Origin of the sequence: Ramlibacter algicola (genome assembly GCF_016641735.1) — a bacterium.
Classification (GTDB): domain Bacteria; phylum Pseudomonadota; class Gammaproteobacteria; order Burkholderiales; family Burkholderiaceae_C; genus Ramlibacter; species Ramlibacter algicola.
On the sequence record NZ_JAEDAO010000001.1, the window covers coordinates 205,136 to 229,420 of the forward strand.

Here is a 24,285-nt window from a genome sequence, read left to right on the forward strand (position 1 = left end):
GGTCTTCAACCCGGGGACAGGGCGCTCCACCAGGGAACGCGCCTGGTCCACCTCAGATACGGCGGCGCTTTTGCGGGCGGCAGCCGTTGTGCGGGACCGGCGTCACGTCGCTGATCGACGTGATGCGGATGCCCAGCGCGCCCAGCGCGCGCACCGACGACTCGCGACCCGGGCCGGGGCCCTTGATCTCGACGTCGAGGTTCTTGATGCCCTGTTCCATCGCGGCGCGGCCGGCCACTTCCGACGCGACCTGCGCGGCGAACGGGGTCGATTTGCGGGAACCCTTGAAGCCCTGGCCGCCCGAGGACGCCCAGGCCAGCGCGTTGCCCTGGCGGTCGGTGATGGTGATGATCGTGTTGTTGAAGGACGCGTGCACGTGGCAGATGCCGTCTGCGACGTTCTTGCGGACCTTCTTGCGCACACGCTGCGCGGCGTTGTTGACGGGAGCCTTGGCCATGGTTCTCTACTTTCCCGGTTTATTTCTTGAGCGCCTGCGCAGCCTTGCGCGGACCCTTGCGGGTGCGGGCGTTGGTGCGGGTGCGCTGGCCGCGCATCGGCAGGCCGCGGCGGTGGCGGAAGCCGCGGTAGCAGCCGATGTCCATCAGGCGCTTGATGTTCATCGTCGTCTCGCGACGCAGGTCGCCTTCGATCGTGAACTGCCCGATGGCGTCGCGCACCTTCTCCAGCTCGACGTCGGAGAGGTCCTTGATCTTCTTCGAGAAGGCGATGCCGCAGGCTTCGCAGATCTGGCGCGCACGGGTGCGGCCGATGCCGAAGATGGCGGTCAGGCCGATCTCCGCGTGTTGGTGCGGCGGAATGTTGATACCAGCGATACGTGCCATGGTGTCTTTCCTATGTTCCTGTTCAACCCTGGCGCTGCTTGTGGCGCGGGTCGGTGCAGATCACGCGCACGACGTTCTTGCGGCGGATGATCTTGCAGTTGCGGCAGATCTTCTTGACGGAAGCCGAAACTCTCATTTGTCTTTCTCCTAAACCTTCTTGCTCAGCCCCCGAGGGACGTCTTGAAATTGGCCTTCTTCAGCAGCGACTCGTATTGCTGGGACATCAGGTAGTTCTGCACCTGGGCCATGAAATCCATCGTCACGACGACGATGATCAGCAGGGACGTGCCGCCGAAGTAGAACGGGACGTTGTACTTGAGGATGAGGAACTCGGGCAGCAGGCAGACGAAGGTGATGTACACCGCGCCGGCCAGCGTCAGTCGCAGCAGGATCTTGTCGATGTAGCGGGCGGTCTGGTCGCCGGGACGGATCCCGGGGATGAACGCACCGCTCTTCTTCAGGTTGTCGGCGGTCTCGCGGCTGTTGAACACGAGTGCCGTGTAGAAGAAGCAGAAGAACACGATCGCGCCCGCATACAGCAGGGTGTAGATCGGCTCGCCCGGGCGCAGCGTGCCGGCGATGTCGCTCAGCCAGCGCATGGAGTCGCCCGTGGAGAACCAGCTCACCACCGTGGCCGGCAGCAGGATGATCGACGACGCGAAGATCGGCGGGATCACGCCGGCCATGTTCAGCTTCAGGGGCAGGTGCGACGACTGGCCGCCGTACACCTTGTTGCCCACCTGCCGCCGCGCGTAGTTGACCAGGATCTTGCGCTGCCCGCGTTCGACGAACACCACGCCCCAGGTCACCGCGCCGACGACCAGCACGATGAAGATGGCCGCGATGATGCTCATGGCACCCGTGCGCACCAGCTCCAGCAGCCCGCCGATCGCCGACGGCATGCCGGCGGCGATGCCCGCGAAGATCAGGATCGAGATGCCGTTGCCCAGCCCGCGCTCGGTGATCTGCTCGCCCAGCCACATCAGGAACATGGTGCCGGCCGTCAGGCTCATCACCGTCGTGAGGCGGAAGCCGAAACCCGGGTTCAGCACCAGGCCGGCCGACGCTTCCAGCGCCACGGCGATGCCGAGCGACTGGAACAGCGCCAGGCCCAGCGTGCCGTAGCGGGTGTACTGCGTGATCTTCCGGCGGCCCGCCTCGCCCTCTTTCTTCAGCTGCTCGAACGTGGGAACCACGTAGGTGAGCAGCTGCATGATGATCGAGGCCGAGATGTAGGGCATGATCCCCAGCGCGAACACCGTGAACCGGGACAGCGCGCCGCCCGAGAACATGTTGAACAGGCTCAGGATGCCGCCCTGCTGCCCCTTGAACAGCTGCTGCAGCTGCGTCGGGTCGATGCCCGGCACGGGGATGTGGGCGCCGACGCGGTAGACCACCAGCGCGAGCAGCAGGAAGAGCAGCCGGCGACGCAGGTCGCCGAACTTGCCGGTCTTCGCGAGTTGTGCTGCGTTCGTGGCCACTTCAGTCCTTGTGCGTCACGCGTTGCTTCAAGCCAGGCTTCCGCCGGCCGCCTCGATGGCAGCCTTGGCGCCGGCGGTCGCGCCGATGCCGGTCAGCTTGACGGCGCGCTTGAGCTCGCCGGACTTGATGACCTTCACGTTCTGGACGATCTGGGCCACCAGCTTGGCGCCCTTGAGCGCCAGCAGGTCGACCTCGCCCAGGCCCAGCTGCTCGAGCTGCGCCAGGGTGACTTCGCCGTTGAACTTCAGGTTCTGCGACTTGAAACCGCGCTTGGGCAGGCGGCGCTGCAGCGGCATCTGGCCGCCTTCGAAGCCGACCTTGTGGTAGCCGCCCGCGCGGGACTTCTGGCCCTTGTGGCCGCGACCCGCGGTCTTGCCCAGGCCGGAGCCGATGCCGCGGCCGACGCGGCGGCGCGGCTTGCGCGAACCGGCGGCGGGCTTCAGGTTGTTCAGTTCCATTTAGAGCACCTTCACCAGGTAGCTGATCTTGTTGATCATCCCGCGCACTGCCGGCGTGTCCTGCAGCTCGCTGACGGAGTTCAGCTTGCGCAGGCCCAGGCCGCGGACGGTGGCGCGATGCGATTCCTTGGTGCCGATGGGGCTGCGCACCAGCTGCACCTTGACGGTCGTGTTCTGTTGGGTAGCCATGTCGTTACCTCGCTCAGGCGGCGAACAGGTCCTCGACCGACTTGCCGCGCTTGGCAGCCACTTCCGCGGGGGTCGTGGACTTGCGCAGCGCGTCGAACGTGGCGCGCACCATGTTGTAGGGGTTGGTCGAACCGTGGCTCTTGGCCACGATGTCGGTGATGCCCATGACTTCGAACACCGCGCGCATCGGGCCGCCGGCGATGATGCCGGTGCCCTTGGGGGCGGGGGCCATCATCACGTGCGCAGCGCCGTGCTCGCCGATCACGCTGTGGTGGATCGTGCCGTTCTTCAGGGACACCTTGGTCATGTTGCGACGGGCTTCTTCCATCGCCTTCTGCACGGCAGCGGGCACTTCCTTGGACTTGCCCTTGCCCATGCCGACGCGGCCGTCACCGTCGCCCACCACGGTCAGCGCGGCGAAACCGAGGATGCGGCCGCCCTTCACCACCTTGGTGACGCGGTTGACCGCGATCATCTTTTCCTTCAGGCCGTCTTCCGGACCGTCACCCTGCGTCTTCGCTTGAACTCGTGCCATGTTGGTATCCCGTTAGAACTGCAGGCCCGCTTCGCGGGCAGCCTCGGCCAGCGCCTTGACGCGGCCGTGGTAGGCGAAGCCGGAACGGTCGAAGGCGACCTGCTCGACGCCGGCAGCCTTGGCGCGCTCGGCGATCAGCTTGCCCACGCGGGCGGCGGCGTCGGTGGTCGCGCCCTTGCCGGTCGCTCCCAGTTCCTTGCGCAGGTCGGGCTGCACGGTGGACGCGCTGGCCAGCACCTTGGAGCCGTCGCCGGAGATGACGCTGGCGTAGATGTGCAGGTTGGTGCGGTTGACCATCAGGCGGGCCACGCCCAGGTTCGCAATGCGAACGCGGGTCTGGCGGGCGCGACGGAGACGCTGTTCTTTCTTGTTCAACATCGTCCGCTCCTTATTTCTTCTTGGTTTCCTTGATCACGATCTTCTCGTCCGCATAGCGGATGCCCTTGCCCTTGTAGGGCTCGGGTGGGCGGACCGCGCGGATCTCGGCGGCCATCTGGCCGACGCGCTGGCGGTCTGCGCCCTTGACCACGATCTCGGTGGGAGCCGGGGTTTCGAACTTGATGCCCTGCGGCATCTCGATGTTCACCGGGTGCGAGAAGCCGATCGCGAGGTTCAGCTTGTTGCCCTGCACGGCGGCCTTGAAGCCCACGCCGACCAGGGTCAGGCGCTTCTCGAAGCCCTTGGTCACGCCGACGACCATGTTGTTCACCAGCTGGCGCATGGTGCCGCTCATCGCATTGGCTTCGCGGCTGTCGTTCGCCGGCTCGAAGGACAGCTTGCCGTCCTTGTTCGCGACATTGACCAGCGCATTGCGGGCCAGCGACAGCGTGCCGCCGGTGCCCTTGACGCTGATCTGGTCGTCCTTGACCTGCACGTCCACGCCTTGCGGGACGGAGACAGGCATCTTTCCAACTCGGGACATGTCTGGTTCCTTCCTGGTCAGGCGACGTAGCAGAGGACTTCGCCGCCCACGCCGGTGGCGCGTGCCTTGCGGTCCGTCATGACGCCCTTCGGGGTGGTCACGATCGCCACGCCCAGGCCGTTCATCACGGTCGGGATGGAATCGCGGCCCTTGTACACGCGCAGGCCGGGACGCGAGACGCGCTCGATGCGCTCGATCACGGGGCGGCCGGCGTAGTACTTCAGCGAGATCTCGAGCTCGCTCTTGTTGCCGTCCTTCTTGACCTCGAAGCCGTCGATGTAGCCCTCGTCCTTCAGGACCTGGGCGATCGCGACCTTGAGGTTGGAAGCGGGCACGGTCACCGTCGGCTTGGCCACCATCTGCGCATTGCGGATGCGGGTCAGCAGGTCGGCGATGGGATCACTCATGCTCATGTCTGTGCTCCTTCCCGCTTACCAGCTGGCCTTGGTCACGCCGGGGATGTCGCCGGCGAAAGCAAGTTCACGGATCTTGTTGCGGGCGAGGCCGAACTGGCGGAACGTGCCGCGCGGACGACCGGTGATCTCGCAGCGATTGCGCTGGCGAGTCGGGTTCGAATTGCGCGGCAGCTTCTGCAGCGCCAGGCGGGCGGCGGCGCGCTCCTCGTCGCTCTTCTTGGCATCGCCGGCGATCGCCTTCAGTTCCGCGTGCTTCTTCGCGTACTGGGCGACCAGCTTGTCACGCTTGAGTTCGCGTTGGATCAAAGCAGTTTTGGCCACGATGCTCTCTCAGTTCTTGAACGGGAAACGGAAGCCAGCGAGCAGCGCCTTGCACTCGTCGTCGGACTTGGCCGTGGTGGTGATGCTGATGTTCAGGCCGCGCAGCGCATCGACCTTGTCGTACTCGATCTCGGGGAAGATGATCTGTTCCTTGACCCCGATGTTGTAGTTGCCGCGGCCGTCGAAGGCCCGGCCCGACACGCCACGGAAGTCGCGCACGCGCGGCAGGGCCACGGTGACGAAGCGGTCCAGGAATTCGTACATGCGCTGGCCGCGCAGCGTGACCATGCAGCCGATGGCCTGGCCTTCGCGGATCTTGAAGCCGGCGATGGCCTTCTTGGCCTTGGTCACGACGGGCTTCTGGCCGGCGATCTTGGTCAGGTCGCCGACGGCGTTGTCCATGACCTTCTTGTCCGCCACCGCCTCGCTCACGCCCATGTTGAGCGTGATCTTGGTGATGCGAGGCACTTCCATCGGCGACTTGTAGCCGAACTTCTCGGTCAGCTCGGGCGCGACCTTGTCGCGGTAAACCTGTTGCAGGCGTGCGGTTGCCATGGTCATGCCACCTTGATTTCTTCGCCGGACGACTTGAAGACGCGCACGTTCTTCTCGCCCTGGACCTTGACGCCGACGCGGTCGGCCTTGCCGGTGGCGGCATTGAAGATCGCCACGTTGGACTGGTGGATCGGCATGGCCTTCTCCACGATGCCGCCGGTGGTGCCCTTCATCGGGTTGGGCTTGGTGTGCTTCTTCACCAGGTTGATGCCCTCGACCACGAGCTTGTCGTCGTCCTTGCGCAGCAGGACCTTGCCGCGCTTGCCCTTGTCGCGGCCGGCGATGACGATGACTTCGTCGCCCTTGCGGATCTTGTTCATGGCGTGTTCCTTACAGGACCTCGGGGGCCAGCGACACGATCTTCATGAACTTCTCGGTGCGCAGTTCGCGCGTCACCGGGCCGAAGATGCGGGTGCCGATCGGCTCCAGCTTGTTGTTGAGCAGCACGGCGGCATTGCCGTCGAACTTCACGAGCGAGCCGTCACCGCGGCGGATGCCCTTGGCGGTGCGAACGACGACGGCGCTGTACACCTCGCCCTTCTTCACGCGGCCACGCGGCGCGGCTTCCTTGATGCTCACCTTGATGATGTCGCCCACGCTGGCGTAGCGACGCTTGGAGCCACCGAGCACCTTGATGCAAAGCACGGACTTCGCGCCCGTGTTGTCGGCGACTTCGAGCCGGGATTCAGTCTGGATCATGTGTGTATTCCCAACTTGTCCCCACTGGCCTCTCGCGTCGAGTGCGGCCTGCAGGGCAGTCTTGGGCCCGCCGTCAGCGCACCAACCGCTGGCGCGCCTCCGAATGGGCAGAATCTCGCCTGAAAATAGGCGAGCCCGCGATCATACCTTATGCACAGGTCCTGTCAACAGGCCCGTGAGGCCGGGGACTTTCGGGGGGCCTCTCAGGCCGGCTGGCGCTGCGGCAGGTAACTCGCGGCCAGCTGGGCGAACGCCGCTTCCTGCGGGTCGCGGCCCGTCTCCTCGCGCAGGATGGTCGCGACGGCGGGAGCAAGGCGGCCGGCGAGGGCCGCGTCCAGGAACAGCAGCCGCGAGCGCCGGGCCAGCACGTCTTCGACGGTGCGGGCCTGCTCTTCACGGGCGGCGAAGCGCACCATGGCTTCGGTCAGGCCGCCGCCGAGGTCACGTCCCGCGCCCGGGAGGCTGGCGACGGTCGAGGACTCGCTGCCATACAGATGCGGGCCCGGCGCCTCGCTGATCGCATGGAGCTCGCCGCCCTCGGGCGCACCGACGAGCTTCAAGTTGGCAGTCACTCCGCCGCGCGCCCGCTCCAGCAGGCCATCGTCGAAGCAACGGTCCAGCACGTCCTCGGCCATCGCGCGGTACGTCGTCCACTTGCCGCCGGTTACCGTCACCAGCTTGGAACGGCTGACCAGGACCGTGTGCTCGCGGCTCAGCGCCTTGGTGGGCGAGCCTTCGTCGTCCTCCGGCCGCACCAGCGGGCGCAGGCCCACCCAGCAGCTGCGGACGTCCTCCAGCCGCGGCGCCTTGACCAGGTAGCGGGCGGCTTCGCCGAGGATGAAGTCCAGCTCCTCGCCGAACGGCCGCGGCTCGCGCGCCAGGTCCTGGCGCGGCGTGTCGGTGGTGCCCAGGATCACCTTGCCCAACCACGGCACGCCGAACAGCACCCGGCCGTCGGCGGTCTTGGGAACCATCAGCGCGTGGCGCCCGGGCAGGAACTCGCGGTCGACCACCACGTGCACGCCCTGGCTGGGCGCCACGATCGGGCGCACCTTGCGGCCGACGGCTTCGCCATCGAGCTCGCGCAACCTGTCGACCCAGACGCCGGCCGCATTGACCACGCAGCGGGCGCGCACCTCGAACTGCCGCCCGGTCTCGCGGTCTTCCGCCCGCACGCCGGCGACGCGCCCGTTCTCGTGCAGCAACCCGGTCGCGGCGCAGTAATTGACCACCAGCGCGCCGCGCGCGGCGGCGGTGCGGGCCAGGGCGAGCGCGAGCCGTGCATCGTCGAACTGGCCGTCCCAGTACTCGACGCCGCCCTTGAGGCCCTGCGGCTGCACGGCCGGCAAGGCCTGCAGCGTCTCGCGCCGGCTCAGGAACCGCGTGGGCGCGAGGCCGGCCTTGCCCGCCAGGGCGTCGTACAGCTTCAGGCCGGCGCCATAGAACGGCGTCTCCCACAACTTGTACGAGGGCATGATGAAAGGAAGCGGCTGCGCAAGATGCGGCGCATTGCGCAGCAGCACCTGGCGCTCGTGCAGCGCCTCGCGGACGAGGGCGACGTTGCCTTGCGCCAGGTAGCGCACGCCGCCGTGCACCAGCTTGGTCGCCCGCGACGAGGTGCCGCCGGCGAAATCGTGGGATTCGAGCAGGACGACCGAGAAGCCGCGGGCGGCCGCGTCGAGCGCGACCCCCAGGCCCGTGGCGCCGCCGCCAATGATTGCGATGTCGTACTGCGTGGGGCGGGCCAGCGCGTCGAGCAGATCCGTTCGACTCATGTGCCCCGATTGTCGCCGAGCAGCGTGGCACCACTCGGCACCGCGACCCGAAAACCGCAGTTGCTGGAGGTGCTCGACGGCGTGTTGGAACCGCGCGCCGCGACGCGGTAGCGGTTGCAGTACGACTCGTGGCAGAGGAACGAGCCACCACGCATCGACCGGCGCCCGGTCGGGTGCGACTGCAGCGGATCGACGGCCGCCGTCGTCCGGTGGTAATCGGGGCTGGTCCAGTCCGCGCACCACTCCCACGCATTGCCCGCCATGTTGAACAGCCCCCAGCCGTTGGGCGCGTGCGTACGCACGGGAACCGTGTCGGGCTGCCAGCCCGCTTCGGGCTGCGATGGGAACTGGCCGCGCCAGATGTTCAAGGGCAGCGTGCCATCAGGCGCGAGCTCGTCGCCCCACGGATAGCGCTTCTGCACGAGTCCGCCGCGGGCTGCGCACTCCCACTCGGCTTCCGTGGGCAGCCGGACGCCCGCCCACGCACAGTAGGCGGCGGCGTCGTTCCACGACACGTGCACCACGGGGTGCTCGAGCCGCTCGTGGATCGACGAGCCGGGTCCCGAAGGGCGTTGCCAGCACGCGCCTTCGACCGGCACCCACCAAGGCAGGTCGCGCGAGATCTGCCGGATGCCGGCGCGGCGCTCCGGCGGCAACTGCAGGTAGAAGACGAAGGAGAAGCCGGCCTGCTCGGCTTCGCTGATGTACGAGGTCGCGCGGACGAAGTCGCGGAACTGCGCGTTCGTCACGGCAGTCGCGGCCATCGAATAGGGCGACAGCGTCACCGGACGAACAGGACCTTCGCCATCCTCGGCGAAGCCATCGGCGTCGTCGGTGCCCATGAGGAATTCACCGCCGGGGATCGCCACCCAGTCGTGCGCGATCCGGGTGCGATGGTCCTGGCCGCGCCCCGGCACGGCCGGCGCACTGCCGGCCTGTGCTGCGGGAACGCAGCAGCCTTTCACTCGTCTTCCCAGAACGCCTTGGTCACGCCCTGGCTGCGCATGAGCGCCACGACCTTCTCGCGGTCCAGCACGCCGCAGCGCCGCGCCCAGGCCTCGTACTGCTTCTTCATGTCGGCCACGCGATCGGGATGCTTCGCCGCGAGATCATTCGTCTCGGTGCGGTCCGCTTCCATGTCGTACAGCTCCCAGTCCTTGGGGTACTCGCGCACCAGCTTCCACTTGCCGATGCGCACGGCCGCGTTGCCTTCGTGTTCCCAGAACATCGGCGGCCGCTCGCCGGCGTCGGACGTGAAGGACTGGCGCAGCGAGTGGCCTTCCAGCGGCAGGATGCTGCGGCCGTCCAGCGCCTGCGGATACGGCGTGCCCGTGACGTCCAGGATGGTGGCCATGATGTCGGGCAGGTAGCCCGGCGTGTGGCGCACCTCGCCGCGCTGCGCGATGCCCTTGGGCCAGTGGAAGATCAGCGGCGTCGAGATGCCGCCTTCGTGGATCCAGTGCTTGTACAGGCGGAACGGCGTGTTCGACAGGTTGGCCCAGGCCTGGCCATAGCTCTGGTACGTGTCCTCGGGACCGGGGGCGATGTCCGGGTTGTTGCCAAAGCGCACGACCGCGCCGTCGCGCGTGTGCGAGCGGGCGATCATCAGCTTGTTCACCAGCTCGTCGATCGTGACGTTCTCCGGGATGTCCTCGGCGCACGCGCCGTTATCGGACAGGAAGATCACCAGCGTGTCCTCCAGCTGCCCCAGCTCTTCCAGCGAATCGAGGATGCGGCCGATGCCCTGGTCCATGCGGTCGATCTGCGCCGCGTAGACCTCCATGCAGTTGGCGAGCCAGGCCTTGTCCTGCGCCTGGGTCCATGCCGGTTGGCTCGGGTCGCGGCCGGTGAGCTTCCATTGCGCGTCCAGGATGCCGGACGACACGAGGCGCTCCAGCCGCTGCTCACGCAGCGTGTCCCAGCCGGCGTCGAAGCGGCCCTTGTACTTGGCGATGTCTTCCGGGTGCGCGTGCAGCGGCCAGTGCGGCGCGGTGTACGCGACGTACTGGAAGAACGGCTTGTCGCCGTGCTCGGCCTTGTGCGTGCGCAGGAACTTCACCGCCTCGTCGCTGATGGCGTCGGTGTAGAACCAGCCCGGCTGGCGCGCCTCGTGCTCGGCGTTCTCGTTGCGGCGCGTGAGCGTGTTCGGGTCGTAGAAGCTGCCGGCGCCGATGATGGTGCCGAAGAAGTCGTCGAAGCCGCGCTGCATCGGCCACGAGTCGGTGGGCTGCGTCAGGTTGCTCGACACGTGCCACTTGCCGCTCAGGTAGCTGCGGTAGCCGGCGGGCTTGAGCACCTCGGCGATCGTCGCGCAGCGCTGGTTCAGGTTGCCCGCATAGCCCTCGGGCCCCGAGTCGTACGTGAGGATGCCGATGCCCGTCTGGTGCGGATGCAGGCCGGTGAGCAGCGATGCGCGCGATGGGCTGCAACGGGCCGTGTTGTAGAACTGCGAGAACCGCAGGCCGTTGGTCGCCAGCCGGTCCAGGTTCGGCGTCTCGATCTCACCGCCGTAGCAGCCGATGTCCGAGTAGCCCATGTCGTCGTTCAGGATGAGCAGGATGTTGGGTCGCTTCGTCATGGGGACTCCTTCGTCGTCGACACGGTGATTCAGTTCAGGCGTTCGCCGCTCGCGCGGTCGAACAGGTGCGCGGCTTGCGGCTCGAAGCCCAGGCGCACGTCCTCGCTTTCGCGCGCGGGCGCCAGGCCGTCGGTCTTCCACTTCAGGCGCTGCTCGCCGGCCTTCAGGTCGACGATGCTGTAGTCGCCCAGTTCCTCGACGTAGTCCACCCGCGCCGGGATGCCGCCTGCGATCGACCGCATGTCGCCGGGGCGCACGCCCAGTGTGATGTCGCGCGTGCCTTCGGTGGTCGCGCCGACCGGCAGCTCGACGCCACCGAACAGCACGCGGTCGCCGCGCCACTGGGCCGGCACCAGGTTCATCGGCGGCGTGCCGATGAAGCCGGCCACGGACACCTGGCGCGGCTTGCTGAAGATCTCGCGCGGCGTCGCGATCTGCACGATGCGCCCGTCCATGAACACCGCCACGCGATCGGCCAGCGTCATCGCCTCTTCCTGGTCGTGCGTGACGTAGACGGTGGTGACGCCCAGCGTGCGCTGCAACTGCTTCAGCTCGAGACGCGTCTCCAACCGCAGCTTGGCGTCGAGGTTGGACAGCGGCTCGTCGAGCAGGAACAGCTTGGGCTGGCGCACGATCGCGCGCGCCAGCGCCACGCGCTGCTGCTGCCCGCCCGACAGCTGCCCGGGCCGCCGCGCCAGCAGGTGGCCGATGCTCACGCGGCCTGCCGCGTCCTCGACCGCCTTCGCGATCGTGTCGCGTGGCGTGCCCACCATGCGCAGCGGAAAACCGATGTTCTCGGCCACCGTCATGTGCGGGTACAGCGCGTAGCTCTGGAACACCATCGCGACGTCACGCTCGCCCGGCTCGGCGCCGGTGACGTCCTGCCCGTCGATCGACACCGTGCCGGCGCTGACCGTTTCCAGCCCCGCGAGGATGCGCAGCGTCGTCGTCTTGCCCGAACCGGACGGGCCGAGCAGCACGAAGAACTCGCCGGCGCGGATCTCGAGATCGACACCATGCAGCACGGTCGTCTCGCCATGCTTCTTGACCACGCCCTGCAGGCGAACGCTTCCCAGCTTGCTCATCGGCGACCGCCTCCCTTGACTGCTCCCACGGTGAGGCCCTTGACGATGTGGCGCTGCGCAAGCAGGCCCACCAGGATCACCGGTGCCATGGCAACCATGGCTCCCGCCGCCAGGCGCGCCCACTGGGTCTGCTCGACGGAGATGAAGTTGAACATCGCGACCGTCACCGGCCGCACGCGGTTGCCGCCGAGCACGACGGCGAACAGGAACTCGTTCCACGCATTGAGGAACACGAACACGGTGGTCACCGCGATGCCGCCGCGCACCTGCGGCAGGATCACGTACCAGAGCGCGCGCAACCGGCCCGCGCGGTCCAGCAGCGCGGCCTCCTCCATTTCGTAGGGGATGTCCTCGAAGTAGGAGACCATCAGCCAGATCGCGAACGGCAGCGAGAACGTCAGGTAGATCGTGACCAGGCCGCTGTACGAATCCAGCCCGCCGACGCGTTGCAGCGCGAGGTAGTACGGGATGATCAGCCCCACCGGCGGCAGCATCTGGGTGGCCAGCACGTAGAAGCCGCTGGCGCGCTTGCCGGGATAGCGCAGCCGCGCGAGCGCATAGGCCGCCGGCACCGCGAACAGCATGGTCAGCAGCGTCGCGCTGACGCTCACCACCGCGCTGGACCACAGGTTGGGCACGATCGACGACGGTCCCGACAGCACGTCGACGTAATTGGCGAGCGTGGGCTCGAACACCAGCAGCGGCGGGTAGGCGAGCACGTCGCGTTCGGTCTTGAACGACGTCAGCAGCGCCCACAGCACCGGGAACGCCCACACGGACACCAGCAGGCCGGCGAACACCGCGAGCACCACGCGGCGCGGCAGGTTGCGGTTCATGGCGACCTCCGGCGGCGGAACAGCAGCCAGGAGATGACCAGCGTCATCACCAGCAGCACCATCGCGAGCGCCGAGCCGTAGCCGATGTTCAGCTCGGTGAAGGACGTGCGGTACGCGTACAGGTTCAGGATCTCGGTCGAAGTGCCGGGACCGCCGCCGGTGGCAGCGAAAATCGCGGCGAACGCCGACAGCGCGGTCATCGTGCGCAGGATGACCACCATCACCACCGCGGGCCGGATCAACGGCAGCGTGATGAAGCGGAACCGCTGCCACGCGCTCGCACGGTCCAGCCGCGCCGCTTCATAGACGTCGGGCGGCAGCGTCGACAGCGTCGCCAGCAGCACGAGGAACGCGAACGGGGTCCATTGCCAGGTGTGGATGGCGATCACCGACACCAGCGCCAGTTGCGGATCGCCCAGCCAGTTGTGTCCGCCCAGGCCCAGCGCGCGTGTCACGACGTCGAGCAGGCCCACATCGGGCGACAGCACCAGGGTGCGCCAGAACAGGCCGACGACGACCGGCGCGAGCACGATCGGCAGGATGGCCGCCACCCGCAGCAGGCCCTGCCCGCGCGGGATCTGCAGCACCAACAATGCGAGCGACAGGCCGATGACGACCTGCAGCACCACCGTGGATGCCGTGTAGATGACGGTGAGCCAGAGCGAATTCCAGAACCGCGGGTCCTCGCCCATCTTCAGGTAGTTGCCCGCGCCGGCGAAGCCGGTCAGCCACGGCATGCTCATGTCGAGCTTCTGCAGGCTGTTCCACCCCAGGTACACGAGCGGCACCGTGGTGGTCAGCAGCAGCAACAGGAACGCGGGCGCGAACAGGGCGAGCGCAAAGCGCCGCTCCTGCCGCTCCAGCGTTCCCGCGGCGAGCGCGGGAGAGGTCATGCCGGGATCAGGCCTTCATGATCTGCGCGATGCGCGCCTGCGCCTCGTCGAGCGCTTCCTTGGGCTTCTTCTGCCCGACCAGCGCGGCCTGGATGGCGGTGGCCATGGTCTCGCCGACGGCGGGCCACTGCGGGACGCGCGGGCGCCATTCGACGTCGGTGTCCTGCTCCAGCGATTCCAGCGCGGCCGGGATGAAGTTCTCGCCGGCGCCCTTCATGGCATTGGCGAACTCCGGCGCCTTCCACAGCGACAGGCGGTTCAGGCCGGAGCGCTTGGCGGGGCCGTCGAACTTCCACGAGGTGCGCGCCTGCGTCTCGGCCGATGCCGCCCAGGCGATGAACAGCCAGGTCGCCTTCTTCTGCTTCTCGCTCAGCGCCGCGTTGATGGGGAAGCCCCAGTTCCAGATCGAGGTGACGCGCTTGCCCGACGGGCCCTTGGGCCAGCGTGCGTAGGCGACCTTGCCGACGACCTTGGACTTTTCCGGATTCGTGATGACCGCGGCCGACGAGTGCGCGTCGATGTAACAGGCCACCGTGCCTTGCGAGAACGCGTCGGCGATGTCCGGCCAGTTCCAGTTGCGCACCGCGGGCGGCGCGTACTGCGCCAGCGCGTTGACGTACCAGTCGAGCGCCTTGACCGCTTCCGGGCTGTTCACGGTCACGGTCTTGTTGTGCATCCAGTCGCCACCGAAGCCGCGGAACAGCGACGGGTAGATGTACATGTTCTGGCCGGCGCCGGCGAAGCCGCGCAGGGCCAGGCCGTACATGCGGTTGTTGGGATCGTTCAGCGCCTTCGCGTTCGACAGCAGCTGGTCGTACGTCTCGGCGGGCTTGAGGCCCTTGGCGTCGTACAGGTCCTTGCGGTAGACCTGCACCGTGACCTCGCCGTCGTACGGGATGCCGTAGGGCTTGCCGTCGACCGAATCGGCTTCGCGCCAGGCCTTGAGGATGTCGTTGTAGTTGAACCAGGCCGGGTCGGTCAGCGTGGCGTCGTTCAGGTACTTGTCCAGCGGCTCGACCCACTTGTTGGCGACGTACAGCGGGTAGTACATCGGGTCCGCGGCGTGCGTCGCATAGGTGCCCGTCTTGGACGACAGGTCGAGCATGGCCTTCTGGCGGATCTGGCCGGGCGGCACCTTCTCGGCGCGCACCTTGATGCCCGTCAGCGCCTCGAACTGCGGCAGCAGCCCGAGCAGGTTGTCGAAGTAGCTGGCCGGGATCACCGCGATGGAGATCGATTCGCCTTCGACCTGCTTCCAGTTGATCTTGGCGCGCTGGTACGGGGCCAGGTCGGTCGCGCCGCCCTGGGCCAGGGCCTCGCCCATCCAGCCGCCGGCGCCCAGGCCCGCCGCACCGATCGCGGCCGCCTGGCCGATGAACTTGCGGCGCGACGCGGCGTTCGGGTCGCGGGAATCGTTCTTCATCGCTGTCTCCTTGTGATGGGTGGCGGACCATGCAATCGATTACATGGGCGGCCAGTCTAACGCCCCTGCGGGTCCGACCGACCCCGCCCCTGGTCAGGGCTTTCCCTGTCACTTCTCCTCGGAAACCGGCGGGCGGGCGGGATACAGTTCGACGGCGGCAGGCTGTCCTGCAAACGTTTACATGGAGGTGGTGGATGGCAGCGCCGGGGCGTCCGAAGCAGAAGGCCCGGTCGGGGGCCAAGGACGTCGCACAACTGGCTGGCGTGTCGACGGCCACCGTCTCCCGCGTCCTGAACAACTCGCAGCAGGTCGACCCGGAGACGCGGCGCCGCGTGCTGGAGGCGTCGGCGAAGCTGCGCTACGTGCCGCACGGCGCCGCGCGCAGCCTGCGCAGCCACCGCAGCAAGATGGTAGGTGCCATCGTGCCCTCGTTCGACTACGCGCTGTACGCGCGCACCACGAGCGCGCTGCACCAACGGCTGGACGAGCAGGGCTACGCCCTCGTGCTGGCCGAGCACCACTACGACCTCGCGGCCGAAACGCGCATCGCCAGCCAGTTGGTCGAGCACGGCGTCGACGCCTTCGTGCTGGTCGGCCTGGACCACGAGCAGGCCCTGTTCACCCTGCTCGAGGACTACGGCCGGCCTTACGTGCTGACCTGGGGCGTGGACCCGGCGCAGCGGCATCCCAGCATCGGCTTCGACAACCAGGCCGCGACCTACCAGGCGGGGCGGCACCTGATCGAGCTCGGGCACCGGCGCATCGGCCTGCTCAGCGCGCCGGTCGCGGGCAACGATCGCGCACGGGCGCGCGGCGAAGGCTTGCGCCTTGCACTGGCGGAACACGGCCTCGTGCTCGATCCCGCGCACGTCGCGCACGCGCCCATCTCGCTGGCGGCGGCCCAGGCCGCGATGGAAAGCCTGCTGCAGCTGCCCGAACCACCGACCGCGGTCGTCGCGACCAACGACGTGTTCGCGGTCGGCGCCATGCTGGCCTGCCGCAAGGCGGGCATCGACGTGCCCGGCCGCATGTCGATCACCGGCGTCGACAACACCGACCTGGGCGCGACGCAGACGCCCGGCCTCACGAGCGTCGCGACGCCGGTGACGCAACTCGGGCGCGCCGCCGCCGAGCAACTGGTCGCGCGGCTCGAGGGCGCCACGTGGGACGCGTTCCAGCTCTACCCGGTGGAGCTGGTGTGCCGCGGCAGCACGGCCCCGCCGCCCGTCTAGACTGGCGCTTCCGCCGCCACCCGCCACGATCGCCATGACCTTCGCCGCCACCCCCATCGCCTTCATCGGGGGCGGCAACATGGCCAGCGCCATCCTGGGCGGCCTGCTGCGCGAAGGCCTGGACCCGAAGCTGGTCGACGTCGTCGATCCGGGCGCGCCGGCGCGCGAACGCCTGGCCCGCGAGTTCGGTGTCACCGTCCACGAGACGGCCGGCGCGGCGCTGGCCCGCTCCGCGATCGTCGTGTGGGCCGTCAAGCCGCAGATCTTTCGCGATGCCGCCCGCGCGGCCGCACCGCACACGTCACGCGCGCTGCACCTGAGCGTCGCGGCCGGCATCCGCTCGGACAGCATCGCCGCCTGGACGGGCAGCGAGCGCATCGTGCGCAGCATGCCCAACACGCCGGCGCTCGTCGGGCTGGGCATGACGGCGCTGTATGCGCGCAGCGCCGTCTCGGCCGAGGACCGCAACGTCGTCCAGCAGGTGCTGGCGCCCACGGGCGCGACGTTGTGGGTCCCGCAGGAGCAGCAGCTCGATGCGGTCACCGCACTGTCCGGTTCCGGTCCGGCGTACGTCTTCTATTTCATCGAGGCGATGACGCGCGCCGGCGTCGAGATGGGCTTGCCCGAGGAGCAGGCACAAGCGCTCGCCATCGGCACCTTCCGCGGCGCGTCCGAGCTCGCGCGTTCGTCGCAGGAGCCGCCCGCGGTGCTGCGAGAGCGCGTGACGTCCAAGGGCGGCACGACCTACGCGGCGCTCACGAGCATGGACGAGTCGCGCGTCGCGGACCATTTCGTGCAGGCGATGCACGCGGCCTGCCGGCGCGCCGCCGAACTCGGCGACGAATTCGGCCGCGACGCTACTTGAGGGCGTAGCCGGCGACGATGCCGGCGAACACCGCGAAGTCGACCCAGTGGTTCAGGCGGAACGCGCGGAAGCAGCCGTCACGGCCGCGGTCGCGGATCCAGGTCCAGTGCACCGCCGCTTGCGCGGCGGCGGCGGCGATGCCCGCGTAGAACGGCCAGCCGAGATCGCGCCCGGCCAGCGCGGCCACCCACACGAGCAGGAACGCCACGTAGCACGCCATCACGACCGCGACGTCGGCGCGGCCCAGCGTGATGGCCGAGGTCTTGATGCCGATGCGCAGGTCGTCGTCGCGATCGACCATCGCGTACTCGGTGTCGTACGCAAGCACCCAGAACAGGTTGCCCAGCAGCAGCACCCACGCGAGCAGCGGCACGCGCGACTGCACGGCCGCGAACGCCATCGGGATGCCGAAGCTGAACGCGATGCCGAGGACCGCCTGCGGCATCGACACCACGCGCTTGGCGTACGGATACAGCAGCGCGATGGCGAGCGCCGCGAACGACCAGGCGATGGTTGCCGCGTTGGTCGTCAGCACCAGGCCGAACGCGACCAGCGCCAGCACGGCGCCGAGCAGCAGCGCCTCGCGCACCGACACCTTGCCCGCGGTGACGGGGCGCTGCGCCGTCCGCTTGACGTGCTTGTCGAAGTCGCGATCGGCGACGTCGTTGACGCAGCAGCCGGCGCTGCGCATCAGCACGGTGCCCAGCGTGAACACCGCCAGCAGGTGCCAGCCGGGAAAGCCGTGCGCCGCGACCCACAGCGCGCTGAGCGTGGGCCACAGCAGCAACAGCCAGCCCGCAGGGCGGTTCCAGCGAATGAGGTCGAGCCAGAGCCCGAGGCGGCCGCGCATGCGTCAGTCGAAGCCCAGGCGGCGCAGGTCCAGCTTGCCGCCGCGCATCGGCGGGCACCAGAAGTACGCGCCGTTGATCGGGCGCGAGAGCTTGAACACGCCGTCGACGATGCCGTCGTCCAGGCCCGCCATCCGGCGCATCTGCGCCTCGAAGGCATCGAACGACTTGCCGAACGCCACGAACATCAGGCCGGCCTGCGTGCTGGCCATCCAGGGCATCGAGCGGCGCAGCACGAAGGCCTCGGGGTCGAAGCTCTCCTGCGCGGTGCGCTTGACGTGCGCCGATTCGGGCGCGTCCTCGATCTCCTCGTTGTCACGCAGGCGTCGGCCGATGGCGTGGTCCTGGTCCTTCTCGGGCATCTCGTCGAACGCATCGAGGTCGTGCACCCACTGCTGCACGGCGACGAAGCTGGCGCCGTCGAGGCCCTCGCCCTGGCCGTCCACGAATGCGGCCTCGAGCGCTTCGTCGCCCTTGGGGTTCTCCGTGCCGTCCTCGAAGCCGGTGAGGTCACGCCCGAGGCCCGACTCGTCGCTGTGCCGGTGGCGGAACGCATCGACTACGTGGCGCAGCGTGAACGCCGGTGCCAGCGCCTTCTGCAGCTTGCGCGTGATGTGCAGCAGGTCGCCGAGATCGTCGCCACGCGCCCAGCACCACAGGTGGCCGGTGGTGCCCACCGGCACCTTCACCTGTCCCGAGAAGTCGGGGAAATCGTGCAGGCCGGGGATGTCGCCGCCGAGCGCCTTGACGAGTGCCGGCGCAAGGCCGATGACGACGTCCTCGCCGTTGACCAGCGGCGCGATGCGCTGCAAGGCGTCCTTGTGCTGCTGCACGGACTGCGACGTGTCGGACAGCGTGAAGAGCACGTAGCGGGCGACGCGCGGCACGCCGTCGAGGATGCCGGGTTGGTAGTGGGTCGGGTCTTGCATGGAAACAGCTGGTTGGTGGCGCAAGGATGCGCGGTCACGACAGGCGATGGACGCCGGGCAACTCGCACGCATAGATCGAGTTGCGCAGCGCGGCAATGGCTTCGTAGCGGGTGTAACTGCGCCGCCAGGCCAGCACCACGCGCCGCGACGGCGGGTCGCCGTCGAACGGGATGTAGCGCACGAACGCCGGATCGTCCTTGCGGCGGCGCGGCTTGGGCTCGAGCGCGTCCTTGGGCACCGACAGCCGCGGCACCAGCGTGACGCCCATGCCGGCGGCCACCATGTGCTTGATGGTCTCCAGCGACGAGCCCTCGAAACTCTTGCGGATGCCCTCGGCGTCGCTGGAGAAGCGAGCGAACTCGGGACAGACCTCCAGCACGTGGTCGCGGAAGCAATGCCCCGTGCCCAGGAGCAGCATGGTCTCGCTCTTGAGTTCCTGCGCCGTGACGACCTTGCGTGCGGCGAGCGGATGCGAAGTGGGCACGGCGGCCAGGAACGGCTCGTCGTACAGCGGCGCAACGGCCAGGCCGGCATCGGGAAAAGGCTCGGCGACGATGGCGCAGTCGATCTCGCCGGTGCGCAGCATCTCGAGCAGCTTGACGGTGAAGTTCTCCTGCAGCATCAGTGGCATCTGCGGCGTGCGCGCAATCGCCTGCCGCACGAGGTCCGGCAAGAGGTACGGACCGATCGTGTAGATCACGCCCAGCTTCAGCGGACCGGCCAGCGGGTCCTTGCCGCGCTTGGCGATCTCCTTGATCGCAGCCGCCTGCTCCAGGACGCTCTGGGCCTGCCGCACGATCTCCTCGCCCAGCGGCGTGACACTCACCTCATTGGCGCTGCGCTCGAAGAGCTTCAGTTCCAGCTCATCCTCGAGCTTCTTGATCGCCACCGACAGCGTGGGCTGCGAGACGAAGCACGCTTCGGCGGCCTTGCCGAAATGTTTTTCTCGCGCGACGGCGACGATGTACTTGAGCTCGGTGAGGGTCACTGGTCGCTAGGCCTTGAGGTAGTCGGATTTTCCACCCAACCATCGCGCCGTGTGGCGCTCGGCGTCTTCCGGATGCCGGTCCAGCATCTCCGGCGCGAGCGTGCGCGCGGCCTGTAGCAACTGCACGTCCATGACCAGGTCGGCGAAGCGCAGCAGTGGCGCGCCCGATTGCCGCGCGCCGAGGAACTCGCCCGGGCCGCGGATCTCCAGGTCGCGGCGCGCGATCTCGAAGCCATCGGCCGTTTCCGCCATCGCCTTGAGGCGCGCGCGCGCCGTCTCGCCGAGCCGGCCGTTCTCGCCCGCCGCGTAGAGCAGCACGCAGGCCGACGCGGCGGCACCTCGGCCCACGCGGCCGCGCAGCTGGTGCAGCTGCGACAGCCCGAAGCGCTCGGCGTGCTCGATCACCATCAGCGACGCATTCGGCACGTCGACGCCGACCTCGATGACGGTGGTGGACACCAGCACGCCCATCTGCCCGCCGGTGAACAGGTCCATCACCGCCTTCTTCTCGGCCACCGGCATGCGCGAATGCAGCAGCCCCACCATCACGCCGGGCAGCGCCTTTGACAACTGTTCGTGCGTCGCGGTGGCGTTGGTGAGGTCCAGCGCCTCGCTCTCCTCGATCAGCGGACACACCCAGTACACCTGCCGGCCTTGCGCCAGCTGCGAGCGGATGCGCTCGACCACTTCGTCGCGCCGCGTGTCGGCCACCAGCTTGGTGACGATCGGCGTGCGGCCCGGCGGCAGTTCGTCGATGGTCGAGACGTCCAGGTCCGCGTAGTAGCTCATGGCGAGCGTGCGCGGGATGGGCGTCGCGGACATCATCACGAGATGCGGTTCGCGGCCTGCATAGGTAGATGGATCCCCGCCCCCCGCCTTCGCGGGGGCAGGCTCCGCCGGGGGATGACTCCCTCCGGCCGTCATCTTCGAGCGCAGCGCCAGCCGCTGTTCGACGCCGAAGCGGTGCTGCTCGTCGATGATGGCCAGCGCGAGCTTCTGGAACTGCACCTGGTCCTGGATCACGGCGTGCGTGCCGACCACCAGCGCGGCCTGCCCGCTCGCGATGCGCGCCAGCATCTCGCCGCGCTCCTTCTTCTTCTGGCTGCCGGTGAGCCACGCCACGCCGAGGCCACGCGGCGCGAGCAAGGGCTCCAGCCAGCCGATCAGCTTGCGGAAGTGCTGCTCGGCGAGGATTTCCGTGGGCGCCATCAGCGCGCACTGCCATCCGGCATCGATGGCGATCGTCGCTGCAAGCGCCGCGACCACCGTCTTGCCCGAGCCGACGTCGCCTTGCAGCAGCCGGTGCATCGGCACGTCACGTGCGAGATCGGCGGCGATCTCCTCGCTGACGCGCCGCTGCGCCGCGGTGAGCTGGAACGGCAGCGCCTTCAGCAGTTGCTCGTGCAACCCGCCCGGCCGCGCGGGAAGTGCCGGCGCCTGCAAGCGATCGCGTTCGCGCTTGCTTTCCAGCTGCGACAGTTGCTGCGCGAGCAGTTCCTCGGCCTTCAGCCGCTGCCACGCCGGATGGCTGCGATCCTCCAGGTCGGAGAGTGCGGTGTCCGGCTGCGGGTGATGCAGGAAGTGCAACGTGCGTTCGAGCGTCCAGCGCGGATCCAGCCCGAGGCGCTGCGCGAACCCCGGCGGCAAGGTCTCCGACAGGTCGGCGCGCGACAGGCCGGACAGCACCGCCTTGCGCAGGTACGCCTGCGGCAACGCGGCGACGGTCGGATAGACCGGCGTCAGCGCCTCGGGCAACGGTGCGCCCGCGGCTCGCGTCGTCGGATGCACCATCTGCCAGCCGACCAGGCCGCCACGCGCCTCGCCGCGGGCCACGATGCGCGTGCCGACCGCCAGCGCCTTCTGCTGCGACGGATAGAAGTTGAAGAAGCGCAGCTGGCAGGTGTCGGTGCCGTCGTCGATGGTCACCACCAACTGGCGCCGCGGCCGGAACGCCACGTGGTTGTCGGTGACCACGCCCTCGACCTGCACCGTCTCGCCGCCGCGCGCGTCGCGCAATTTCGTGATGCGCGTCTCGTCCTCGTAGCGAAGCGGCAGGTGCAGCGCCAGGTCGATGTCGCGCACCAGGCCCAGCTTGCGCAAGGCCTTCTGCGGCTCGGACAGGGATTTCGTCGGCGCGGCGGGGGCCTTGGCGGCGGGCATGGGACAATTCTGCCCGTCTCCACACTTGGTACGGACCCGTCCGGTCCTCAAGCAGCATGCCTTCGTTCACGCTGGCGGATTTCGATTTCGCCCTCCCCCCCGACCTGATCGCGCAGCACCCGGCGCCGGAGCGCAGTGCGTCGCGCCTGCTCGATGGCCGCGCCGATGCGCCCGTCGATCGCGTCTTCCGCGAGCTGCCCGCGCTGCTGCAGCCCGGCGACCTGCTGGTGTTCAACGACACGCAGGTGGTCAAGGCGCGCCTGTACGGCGAGAAGCCCACCGGGGGCAAGCTCGAACTGCTGGTCGAGCGCGTGCTGCATGGCCACGCGGTGGTCGCCCACATGAAGGTGAGCAAGAAGCCGCCCGTGGGCACCGTGCTCGCGATGCAGGGCGGCTTCACGGCGACGCTGCTCGGGCGCTGGCCGGACGAGGACGGCGCGCTGTTCCATTTCGCCTTCAGCGACGACCCGTACGCGCTGATGGAGCGCCACGGCCACGTGCCGCTGCCGCCCTACATCGAGCACGCCGACACGGCCGACGACGTGCAGCGCTACCAGACCGTGTTCGCCAGGCACCCCGGCGCGGTGGCGGCGCCGACTGCGGCACTGCACTTCGACGAGCAGGTGCTGGCGGCGCTGGAGGCGCGCGGCATCGAGCGCGCCAGCCTCACGCTGCACGTCGGCGCCGGCACCTTCCAGCCGGTGAAGACGGACGACATCACGCAGCACCGCATGCACAGCGAGTGGTACGACGTGCCCGCCGCCACGCAGGACGCGATCGCCAGTTGCCGCGCGCGCGGCGGCCGCGTCGTCGCGGTCGGCACGACCAGCGTGCGCACGCTGGAGAGCTGGGCCCGCAGCGGGCGGGCGCGCGGCGACACCGACATCTTCATCACGCCGGGCTTCCGCTTCCAGGTGGTCGACCTGCTGGTGACCAACTTCCACCTGCCCAAGTCCACGCTCATGATGCTGGTGAGCGCCTTCGCCGGCCATGCGCACGTCATGGCGCTGTACCGCCACGCCGTGCAGCACCGCTACCGCTTCTTCTCCTACGGCGATTCCATGCTGCTGGAACGCAGGACCTGACATGCTGAACTTCGAGATCCTCGCCACCGAAGGCCACGCGCGCCGCGGCCGCCTGGCGCTGAACCACGGGGTCGTGCAGACGCCGATCTTCATGCCCGTGGGCACCTACGGCACCGTCAAAGGCGTGACGCCGCGCTCGCTGGAGGAGATGAACGCCCAGATCATCCTGGGCAACACCTTCCACCTGTGGATGCGTCCGGGCCTCGACGTGATCCAGTCGTTCGGCGGCCTGCACCGGTTCGAACGCTGGGACCGTCCCATCCTCACCGACTCCGGCGGCTTCCAGGTCTGGAGCCTGGGCGAGATGCGCAAGATCAGCGAGGAAGGCGTGAAGTTCGCGTCGCCGGTCAACGGCGACAAGCTGTTCCTCACGCCCGAGGTGTCGATGCAGGTGCAGACCCTCCTGGACAGCGACATCGTCATGCAGTTCGACGAGTGCACGCCGTACGAGACCAAGGGCCACCTCACGACCGAAGCGGAGGCGAAGTTCTCGATGGAACTGAGCCTGCGCTGGGCGAAACGCTGCCAAGCGGAATTCACGCGGCTGCAGAACCGCAACGCGCTGTTCGGCATCGTGCAGGGCGGCATGTTCGAGCACCTGCGCGAAGCGTCGCTCGCTGCGCTGGTCGACATGGACTTCCCCGGCTACGCCGTCGGTGGCGTCAGCGTCGGCGAGCCCAAGGAGGACATGCTGCGCATCATGGCGCACACCCCGCACCGGCTGCCCGCGCACAAGCCGCGCTACCTGATGGGCGTGGGCACGCCCGAGGACCTGGTCGAAGGCGTCGGCCAGGGCGTCGACATGTTCGACTGCGTCATGCCGACGCGCAACGCGCGCAATGGCCACCTGTTCACGCGCTTCGGCGACCTGAAGATCCGCAACGCGCGGCACAAGACCGACCACCGGCCGCTGGACGAGAGCTGCAGTTGCTACACGTGCAAGGGCCACACGGCTGCCGACGGCACGGTGACCGGCGGCTTCTCGCGCGCCTACCTGCACCACCTGGAGCGCTGCGGCGAGATGCTCGCGCCGATGCTGGCGACGATCCACAACCTGCACTACTACCTGCACCTGATGCAGGAGATCCGCGATGCGCTCGAAGCGGGCCGCTTCGCCGCCTTCGCCGCGCAGTTCCGGCAGGACCGCGCCCGCGGCGTCTGACCCGCGC

29 protein-coding genes are annotated in these 24,285 nt (G+C 68.5%); 4 read left to right on the top strand and 25 right to left on the bottom strand.

Annotated elements, in window-relative coordinates:
• Positions 1-52: 52 nt before the first annotated feature.
• The 21 genes from rpsK to I8E28_RS01145 all read right to left on the bottom strand — a co-directional run bounded on the left by rpsK (position 53) and on the right by I8E28_RS01145 (position 15,009).
• Positions 53-457 carry a 30S ribosomal protein S11 gene (rpsK, locus tag I8E28_RS01045; protein ID WP_200786002.1) on the bottom strand — a complete coding sequence of 135 codons (405 nt, stop codon included), beginning with the start codon at positions 455-457 and terminating at the stop codon, positions 53-55.
• A gap of 19 nt (positions 458-476) precedes the next feature.
• Positions 477-842, bottom strand: a complete 366-nt coding sequence (gene rpsM, locus I8E28_RS01050; RefSeq protein WP_200786003.1) for a 30S ribosomal protein S13 — start codon at positions 840-842, stop codon at positions 477-479.
• 22 nt (positions 843-864) lie between these two features.
• On the bottom strand, positions 865-978 hold the full coding sequence (gene rpmJ, locus I8E28_RS01055; RefSeq protein ID WP_027101758.1) for a 50S ribosomal protein L36: 114 nt from the start codon (positions 976-978) through the stop codon (positions 865-867).
• Positions 979-1,003: 25 nt separating this feature from the next.
• Positions 1,004-2,323 carry a preprotein translocase subunit SecY gene (secY, locus tag I8E28_RS01060; RefSeq protein ID WP_200786004.1) on the bottom strand — a complete coding sequence of 440 codons (1,320 nt, stop codon included), beginning with the start codon at positions 2,321-2,323 and terminating at the stop codon, positions 1,004-1,006.
• A 27-nt stretch (positions 2,324-2,350) separates the two neighbouring features.
• Positions 2,351-2,782, bottom strand: a complete 432-nt coding sequence (rplO, locus tag I8E28_RS01065; RefSeq protein ID WP_200786005.1) for a 50S ribosomal protein L15 — start codon at positions 2,780-2,782, stop codon at positions 2,351-2,353.
• Complete coding sequence (rpmD, locus tag I8E28_RS01070; RefSeq protein ID WP_200786006.1) at positions 2,783-2,971, bottom strand: 50S ribosomal protein L30; 189 nt, start codon at positions 2,969-2,971, stop codon at positions 2,783-2,785.
• A 13-nt stretch (positions 2,972-2,984) separates the two neighbouring features.
• The gene (gene rpsE / locus I8E28_RS01075; protein WP_200786007.1) at positions 2,985-3,506 is read right to left on the bottom strand and encodes a 30S ribosomal protein S5; all 522 of its coding nucleotides are present in this window, start codon (positions 3,504-3,506) and stop codon (positions 2,985-2,987) included.
• A gap of 12 nt (positions 3,507-3,518) precedes the next feature.
• Entirely contained in the window at positions 3,519-3,884 is a 366-nt protein-coding gene (gene rplR / locus I8E28_RS01080) for a 50S ribosomal protein L18 (RefSeq protein ID WP_200786008.1), read from the bottom strand.
• A gap of 10 nt (positions 3,885-3,894) precedes the next feature.
• Positions 3,895-4,428 carry a 50S ribosomal protein L6 gene (gene rplF / locus I8E28_RS01085; RefSeq protein ID WP_200786009.1) on the bottom strand — a complete coding sequence of 178 codons (534 nt, stop codon included), beginning with the start codon at positions 4,426-4,428 and terminating at the stop codon, positions 3,895-3,897.
• Positions 4,429-4,445: 17 nt separating this feature from the next.
• Positions 4,446-4,841, bottom strand: a complete 396-nt coding sequence (gene rpsH, locus I8E28_RS01090) for a 30S ribosomal protein S8 (protein WP_200786010.1) — start codon at positions 4,839-4,841, stop codon at positions 4,446-4,448.
• A gap of 18 nt (positions 4,842-4,859) precedes the next feature.
• The gene (rpsN, locus tag I8E28_RS01095; protein WP_200786011.1) at positions 4,860-5,165 is read right to left on the bottom strand and encodes a 30S ribosomal protein S14; all 306 of its coding nucleotides are present in this window, start codon (positions 5,163-5,165) and stop codon (positions 4,860-4,862) included.
• A 9-nt stretch (positions 5,166-5,174) separates the two neighbouring features.
• The gene (rplE, locus tag I8E28_RS01100; RefSeq protein ID WP_200786012.1) at positions 5,175-5,720 is read right to left on the bottom strand and encodes a 50S ribosomal protein L5; all 546 of its coding nucleotides are present in this window, start codon (positions 5,718-5,720) and stop codon (positions 5,175-5,177) included.
• Between the two features lie 2 nt (positions 5,721-5,722).
• Complete coding sequence (gene rplX / locus I8E28_RS01105) at positions 5,723-6,040, bottom strand: 50S ribosomal protein L24 (protein WP_200786013.1); 318 nt, start codon at positions 6,038-6,040, stop codon at positions 5,723-5,725.
• 10 nt (positions 6,041-6,050) lie between these two features.
• A complete protein-coding gene (gene rplN / locus I8E28_RS01110; RefSeq protein ID WP_013902964.1) occupies positions 6,051-6,419 on the bottom strand; it encodes a 50S ribosomal protein L14 in 369 nt (122 codons plus the stop codon).
• Between the two features lie 203 nt (positions 6,420-6,622).
• Positions 6,623-8,194 (bottom strand): glycerol-3-phosphate dehydrogenase/oxidase, encoded by a 1,572-nt coding sequence (locus tag I8E28_RS01115; RefSeq protein ID WP_200786014.1) that lies wholly within the window; start codon positions 8,192-8,194, stop codon positions 6,623-6,625.
• A complete protein-coding gene (locus I8E28_RS01120) occupies positions 8,191-9,159 on the bottom strand; it encodes an SUMF1/EgtB/PvdO family nonheme iron enzyme (RefSeq protein ID WP_200786015.1) in 969 nt (322 codons plus the stop codon). The genes I8E28_RS01115 and I8E28_RS01120 overlap by 4 nt, the downstream gene beginning before the upstream one ends.
• Positions 9,156-10,772, bottom strand: coding sequence for an arylsulfatase (locus tag I8E28_RS01125; protein ID WP_200786016.1), 1,617 nt, complete (start codon positions 10,770-10,772; stop codon positions 9,156-9,158). Before I8E28_RS01125 ends, I8E28_RS01120 begins: the two co-directional genes overlap by 4 nt.
• Before the next feature lie 29 nt (positions 10,773-10,801).
• Entirely contained in the window at positions 10,802-11,857 is a 1,056-nt protein-coding gene (locus I8E28_RS01130) for an ABC transporter ATP-binding protein (protein WP_239027159.1), read from the bottom strand.
• On the bottom strand, positions 11,854-12,693 hold the full coding sequence (locus tag I8E28_RS01135; protein ID WP_200786017.1) for a carbohydrate ABC transporter permease: 840 nt from the start codon (positions 12,691-12,693) through the stop codon (positions 11,854-11,856). The genes I8E28_RS01130 and I8E28_RS01135 overlap by 4 nt, the downstream gene beginning before the upstream one ends.
• Entirely contained in the window at positions 12,690-13,586 is an 897-nt protein-coding gene (locus I8E28_RS01140) for a carbohydrate ABC transporter permease (RefSeq protein ID WP_200786018.1), read from the bottom strand. The genes I8E28_RS01135 and I8E28_RS01140 overlap by 4 nt, the downstream gene beginning before the upstream one ends.
• A 7-nt stretch (positions 13,587-13,593) precedes the next feature.
• On the bottom strand, positions 13,594-15,009 hold the full coding sequence (locus I8E28_RS01145; RefSeq protein WP_200786019.1) for an ABC transporter substrate-binding protein: 1,416 nt from the start codon (positions 15,007-15,009) through the stop codon (positions 13,594-13,596).
• Between the two features lie 194 nt (positions 15,010-15,203).
• Between I8E28_RS01145 and I8E28_RS01150 the strand changes: the two genes are divergently transcribed.
• A complete protein-coding gene (locus I8E28_RS01150) occupies positions 15,204-16,241 on the top strand; it encodes a LacI family DNA-binding transcriptional regulator (protein WP_200786020.1) in 1,038 nt (345 codons plus the stop codon).
• A 34-nt stretch (positions 16,242-16,275) separates the two neighbouring features.
• Positions 16,276-17,106: a pyrroline-5-carboxylate reductase gene (gene proC / locus I8E28_RS01155; RefSeq protein WP_200786021.1), complete on the top strand. Its 831-nt coding sequence runs from the start codon at positions 16,276-16,278 to the stop codon at positions 17,104-17,106.
• Here the strand turns inward: proC and ubiA are convergent.
• From ubiA to recG, 4 genes are read right to left on the bottom strand one after another with little or no spacing between them, the layout of a single operon-like run.
• Positions 17,099-17,956 carry a 4-hydroxybenzoate octaprenyltransferase gene (ubiA, locus tag I8E28_RS01160; RefSeq protein WP_200786022.1) on the bottom strand — a complete coding sequence of 286 codons (858 nt, stop codon included), beginning with the start codon at positions 17,954-17,956 and terminating at the stop codon, positions 17,099-17,101. The two genes, proC and ubiA, sit on opposite strands and share 8 nt — an antisense overlap.
• A gap of 3 nt (positions 17,957-17,959) precedes the next feature.
• Positions 17,960-18,883 (bottom strand): Dyp-type peroxidase, encoded by a 924-nt coding sequence (locus I8E28_RS01165; protein WP_200786023.1) that lies wholly within the window; start codon positions 18,881-18,883, stop codon positions 17,960-17,962.
• Between the two features lie 34 nt (positions 18,884-18,917).
• Positions 18,918-19,871, bottom strand: coding sequence for a LysR substrate-binding domain-containing protein (locus tag I8E28_RS01170; protein WP_200786024.1), 954 nt, complete (start codon positions 19,869-19,871; stop codon positions 18,918-18,920).
• A 6-nt stretch (positions 19,872-19,877) separates the two neighbouring features.
• Positions 19,878-22,031, bottom strand: a complete 2,154-nt coding sequence (recG, locus tag I8E28_RS01175; protein ID WP_200786025.1) for an ATP-dependent DNA helicase RecG — start codon at positions 22,029-22,031, stop codon at positions 19,878-19,880.
• A 56-nt stretch (positions 22,032-22,087) separates the two neighbouring features.
• Between recG and queA the strand changes: the two genes are divergently transcribed.
• Both queA and tgt read left to right on the top strand, forming a co-directional pair.
• Positions 22,088-23,116: a tRNA preQ1(34) S-adenosylmethionine ribosyltransferase-isomerase QueA gene (queA, locus tag I8E28_RS01180; RefSeq protein WP_200786026.1), complete on the top strand. Its 1,029-nt coding sequence runs from the start codon at positions 22,088-22,090 to the stop codon at positions 23,114-23,116.
• Position 23,117: 1 nt separating this feature from the next.
• Entirely contained in the window at positions 23,118-24,278 is a 1,161-nt protein-coding gene (gene tgt, locus I8E28_RS01185; RefSeq protein WP_200786027.1) for a tRNA guanosine(34) transglycosylase Tgt, read from the top strand.
• Positions 24,279-24,285 lie beyond the last annotated feature (7 nt).

Coding starts and splice junctions, on each gene's coding strand:
- rpsK (WP_200786002.1), bottom strand. CDS start 457: ATGGCCAAGGCTCCCGTCAACAACGCCGCGCAGCGTGTGCGCAAGAAG.
- rpsM (WP_200786003.1), bottom strand. CDS start 842: ATGGCACGTATCGCTGGTATCAACATTCCGCCGCACCAACACGCGGAG.
- rpmJ (WP_027101758.1), bottom strand. CDS start 978: ATGAGAGTTTCGGCTTCCGTCAAGAAGATCTGCCGCAACTGCAAGATC.
- rplO (WP_200786005.1), bottom strand. CDS start 2,782: ATGGAACTGAACAACCTGAAGCCCGCCGCCGGTTCGCGCAAGCCGCGC.
- rpmD (WP_200786006.1), bottom strand. CDS start 2,971: ATGGCTACCCAACAGAACACGACCGTCAAGGTGCAGCTGGTGCGCAGC.
- rpsE (WP_200786007.1), bottom strand. CDS start 3,506: ATGGCACGAGTTCAAGCGAAGACGCAGGGTGACGGTCCGGAAGACGGC.
- rplR (WP_200786008.1), bottom strand. CDS start 3,884: ATGTTGAACAAGAAAGAACAGCGTCTCCGTCGCGCCCGCCAGACCCGC.
- rplF (WP_200786009.1), bottom strand. CDS start 4,428: ATGTCCCGAGTTGGAAAGATGCCTGTCTCCGTCCCGCAAGGCGTGGAC.
- rpsH (WP_200786010.1), bottom strand. CDS start 4,841: ATGAGCATGAGTGATCCCATCGCCGACCTGCTGACCCGCATCCGCAAT.
- rplE (WP_200786012.1), bottom strand. CDS start 5,720: ATGGCAACCGCACGCCTGCAACAGGTTTACCGCGACAAGGTCGCGCCC.
- rplX (WP_200786013.1), bottom strand. CDS start 6,040: ATGAACAAGATCCGCAAGGGCGACGAAGTCATCGTCATCGCCGGCCGC.
- rplN (WP_013902964.1), bottom strand. CDS start 6,419: ATGATCCAGACTGAATCCCGGCTCGAAGTCGCCGACAACACGGGCGCG.
- I8E28_RS01115 (WP_200786014.1), bottom strand. CDS start 8,194: ATGAGTCGAACGGATCTGCTCGACGCGCTGGCCCGCCCCACGCAGTAC.
- I8E28_RS01125 (WP_200786016.1), bottom strand. CDS start 10,772: ATGACGAAGCGACCCAACATCCTGCTCATCCTGAACGACGACATGGGC.
- I8E28_RS01130 (WP_239027159.1), bottom strand. CDS start 11,857: ATGAGCAAGCTGGGAAGCGTTCGCCTGCAGGGCGTGGTCAAGAAGCAT.
- I8E28_RS01135 (WP_200786017.1), bottom strand. CDS start 12,693: ATGAACCGCAACCTGCCGCGCCGCGTGGTGCTCGCGGTGTTCGCCGGC.
- I8E28_RS01140 (WP_200786018.1), bottom strand. CDS start 13,586: ATGACCTCTCCCGCGCTCGCCGCGGGAACGCTGGAGCGGCAGGAGCGG.
- I8E28_RS01145 (WP_200786019.1), bottom strand. CDS start 15,009: ATGAAGAACGATTCCCGCGACCCGAACGCCGCGTCGCGCCGCAAGTTC.
- I8E28_RS01150 (WP_200786020.1), top strand. CDS start 15,204: ATGGCAGCGCCGGGGCGTCCGAAGCAGAAGGCCCGGTCGGGGGCCAAG.
- proC (WP_200786021.1), top strand. CDS start 16,276: ATGACCTTCGCCGCCACCCCCATCGCCTTCATCGGGGGCGGCAACATG.
- ubiA (WP_200786022.1), bottom strand. CDS start 17,956: ATGCGCGGCCGCCTCGGGCTCTGGCTCGACCTCATTCGCTGGAACCGC.
- I8E28_RS01165 (WP_200786023.1), bottom strand. CDS start 18,883: ATGCAAGACCCGACCCACTACCAACCCGGCATCCTCGACGGCGTGCCG.
- recG (WP_200786025.1), bottom strand. CDS start 22,031: ATGCCCGCCGCCAAGGCCCCCGCCGCGCCGACGAAATCCCTGTCCGAG.
- queA (WP_200786026.1), top strand. CDS start 22,088: ATGCCTTCGTTCACGCTGGCGGATTTCGATTTCGCCCTCCCCCCCGAC.
- tgt (WP_200786027.1), top strand. CDS start 23,118: ATGCTGAACTTCGAGATCCTCGCCACCGAAGGCCACGCGCGCCGCGGC.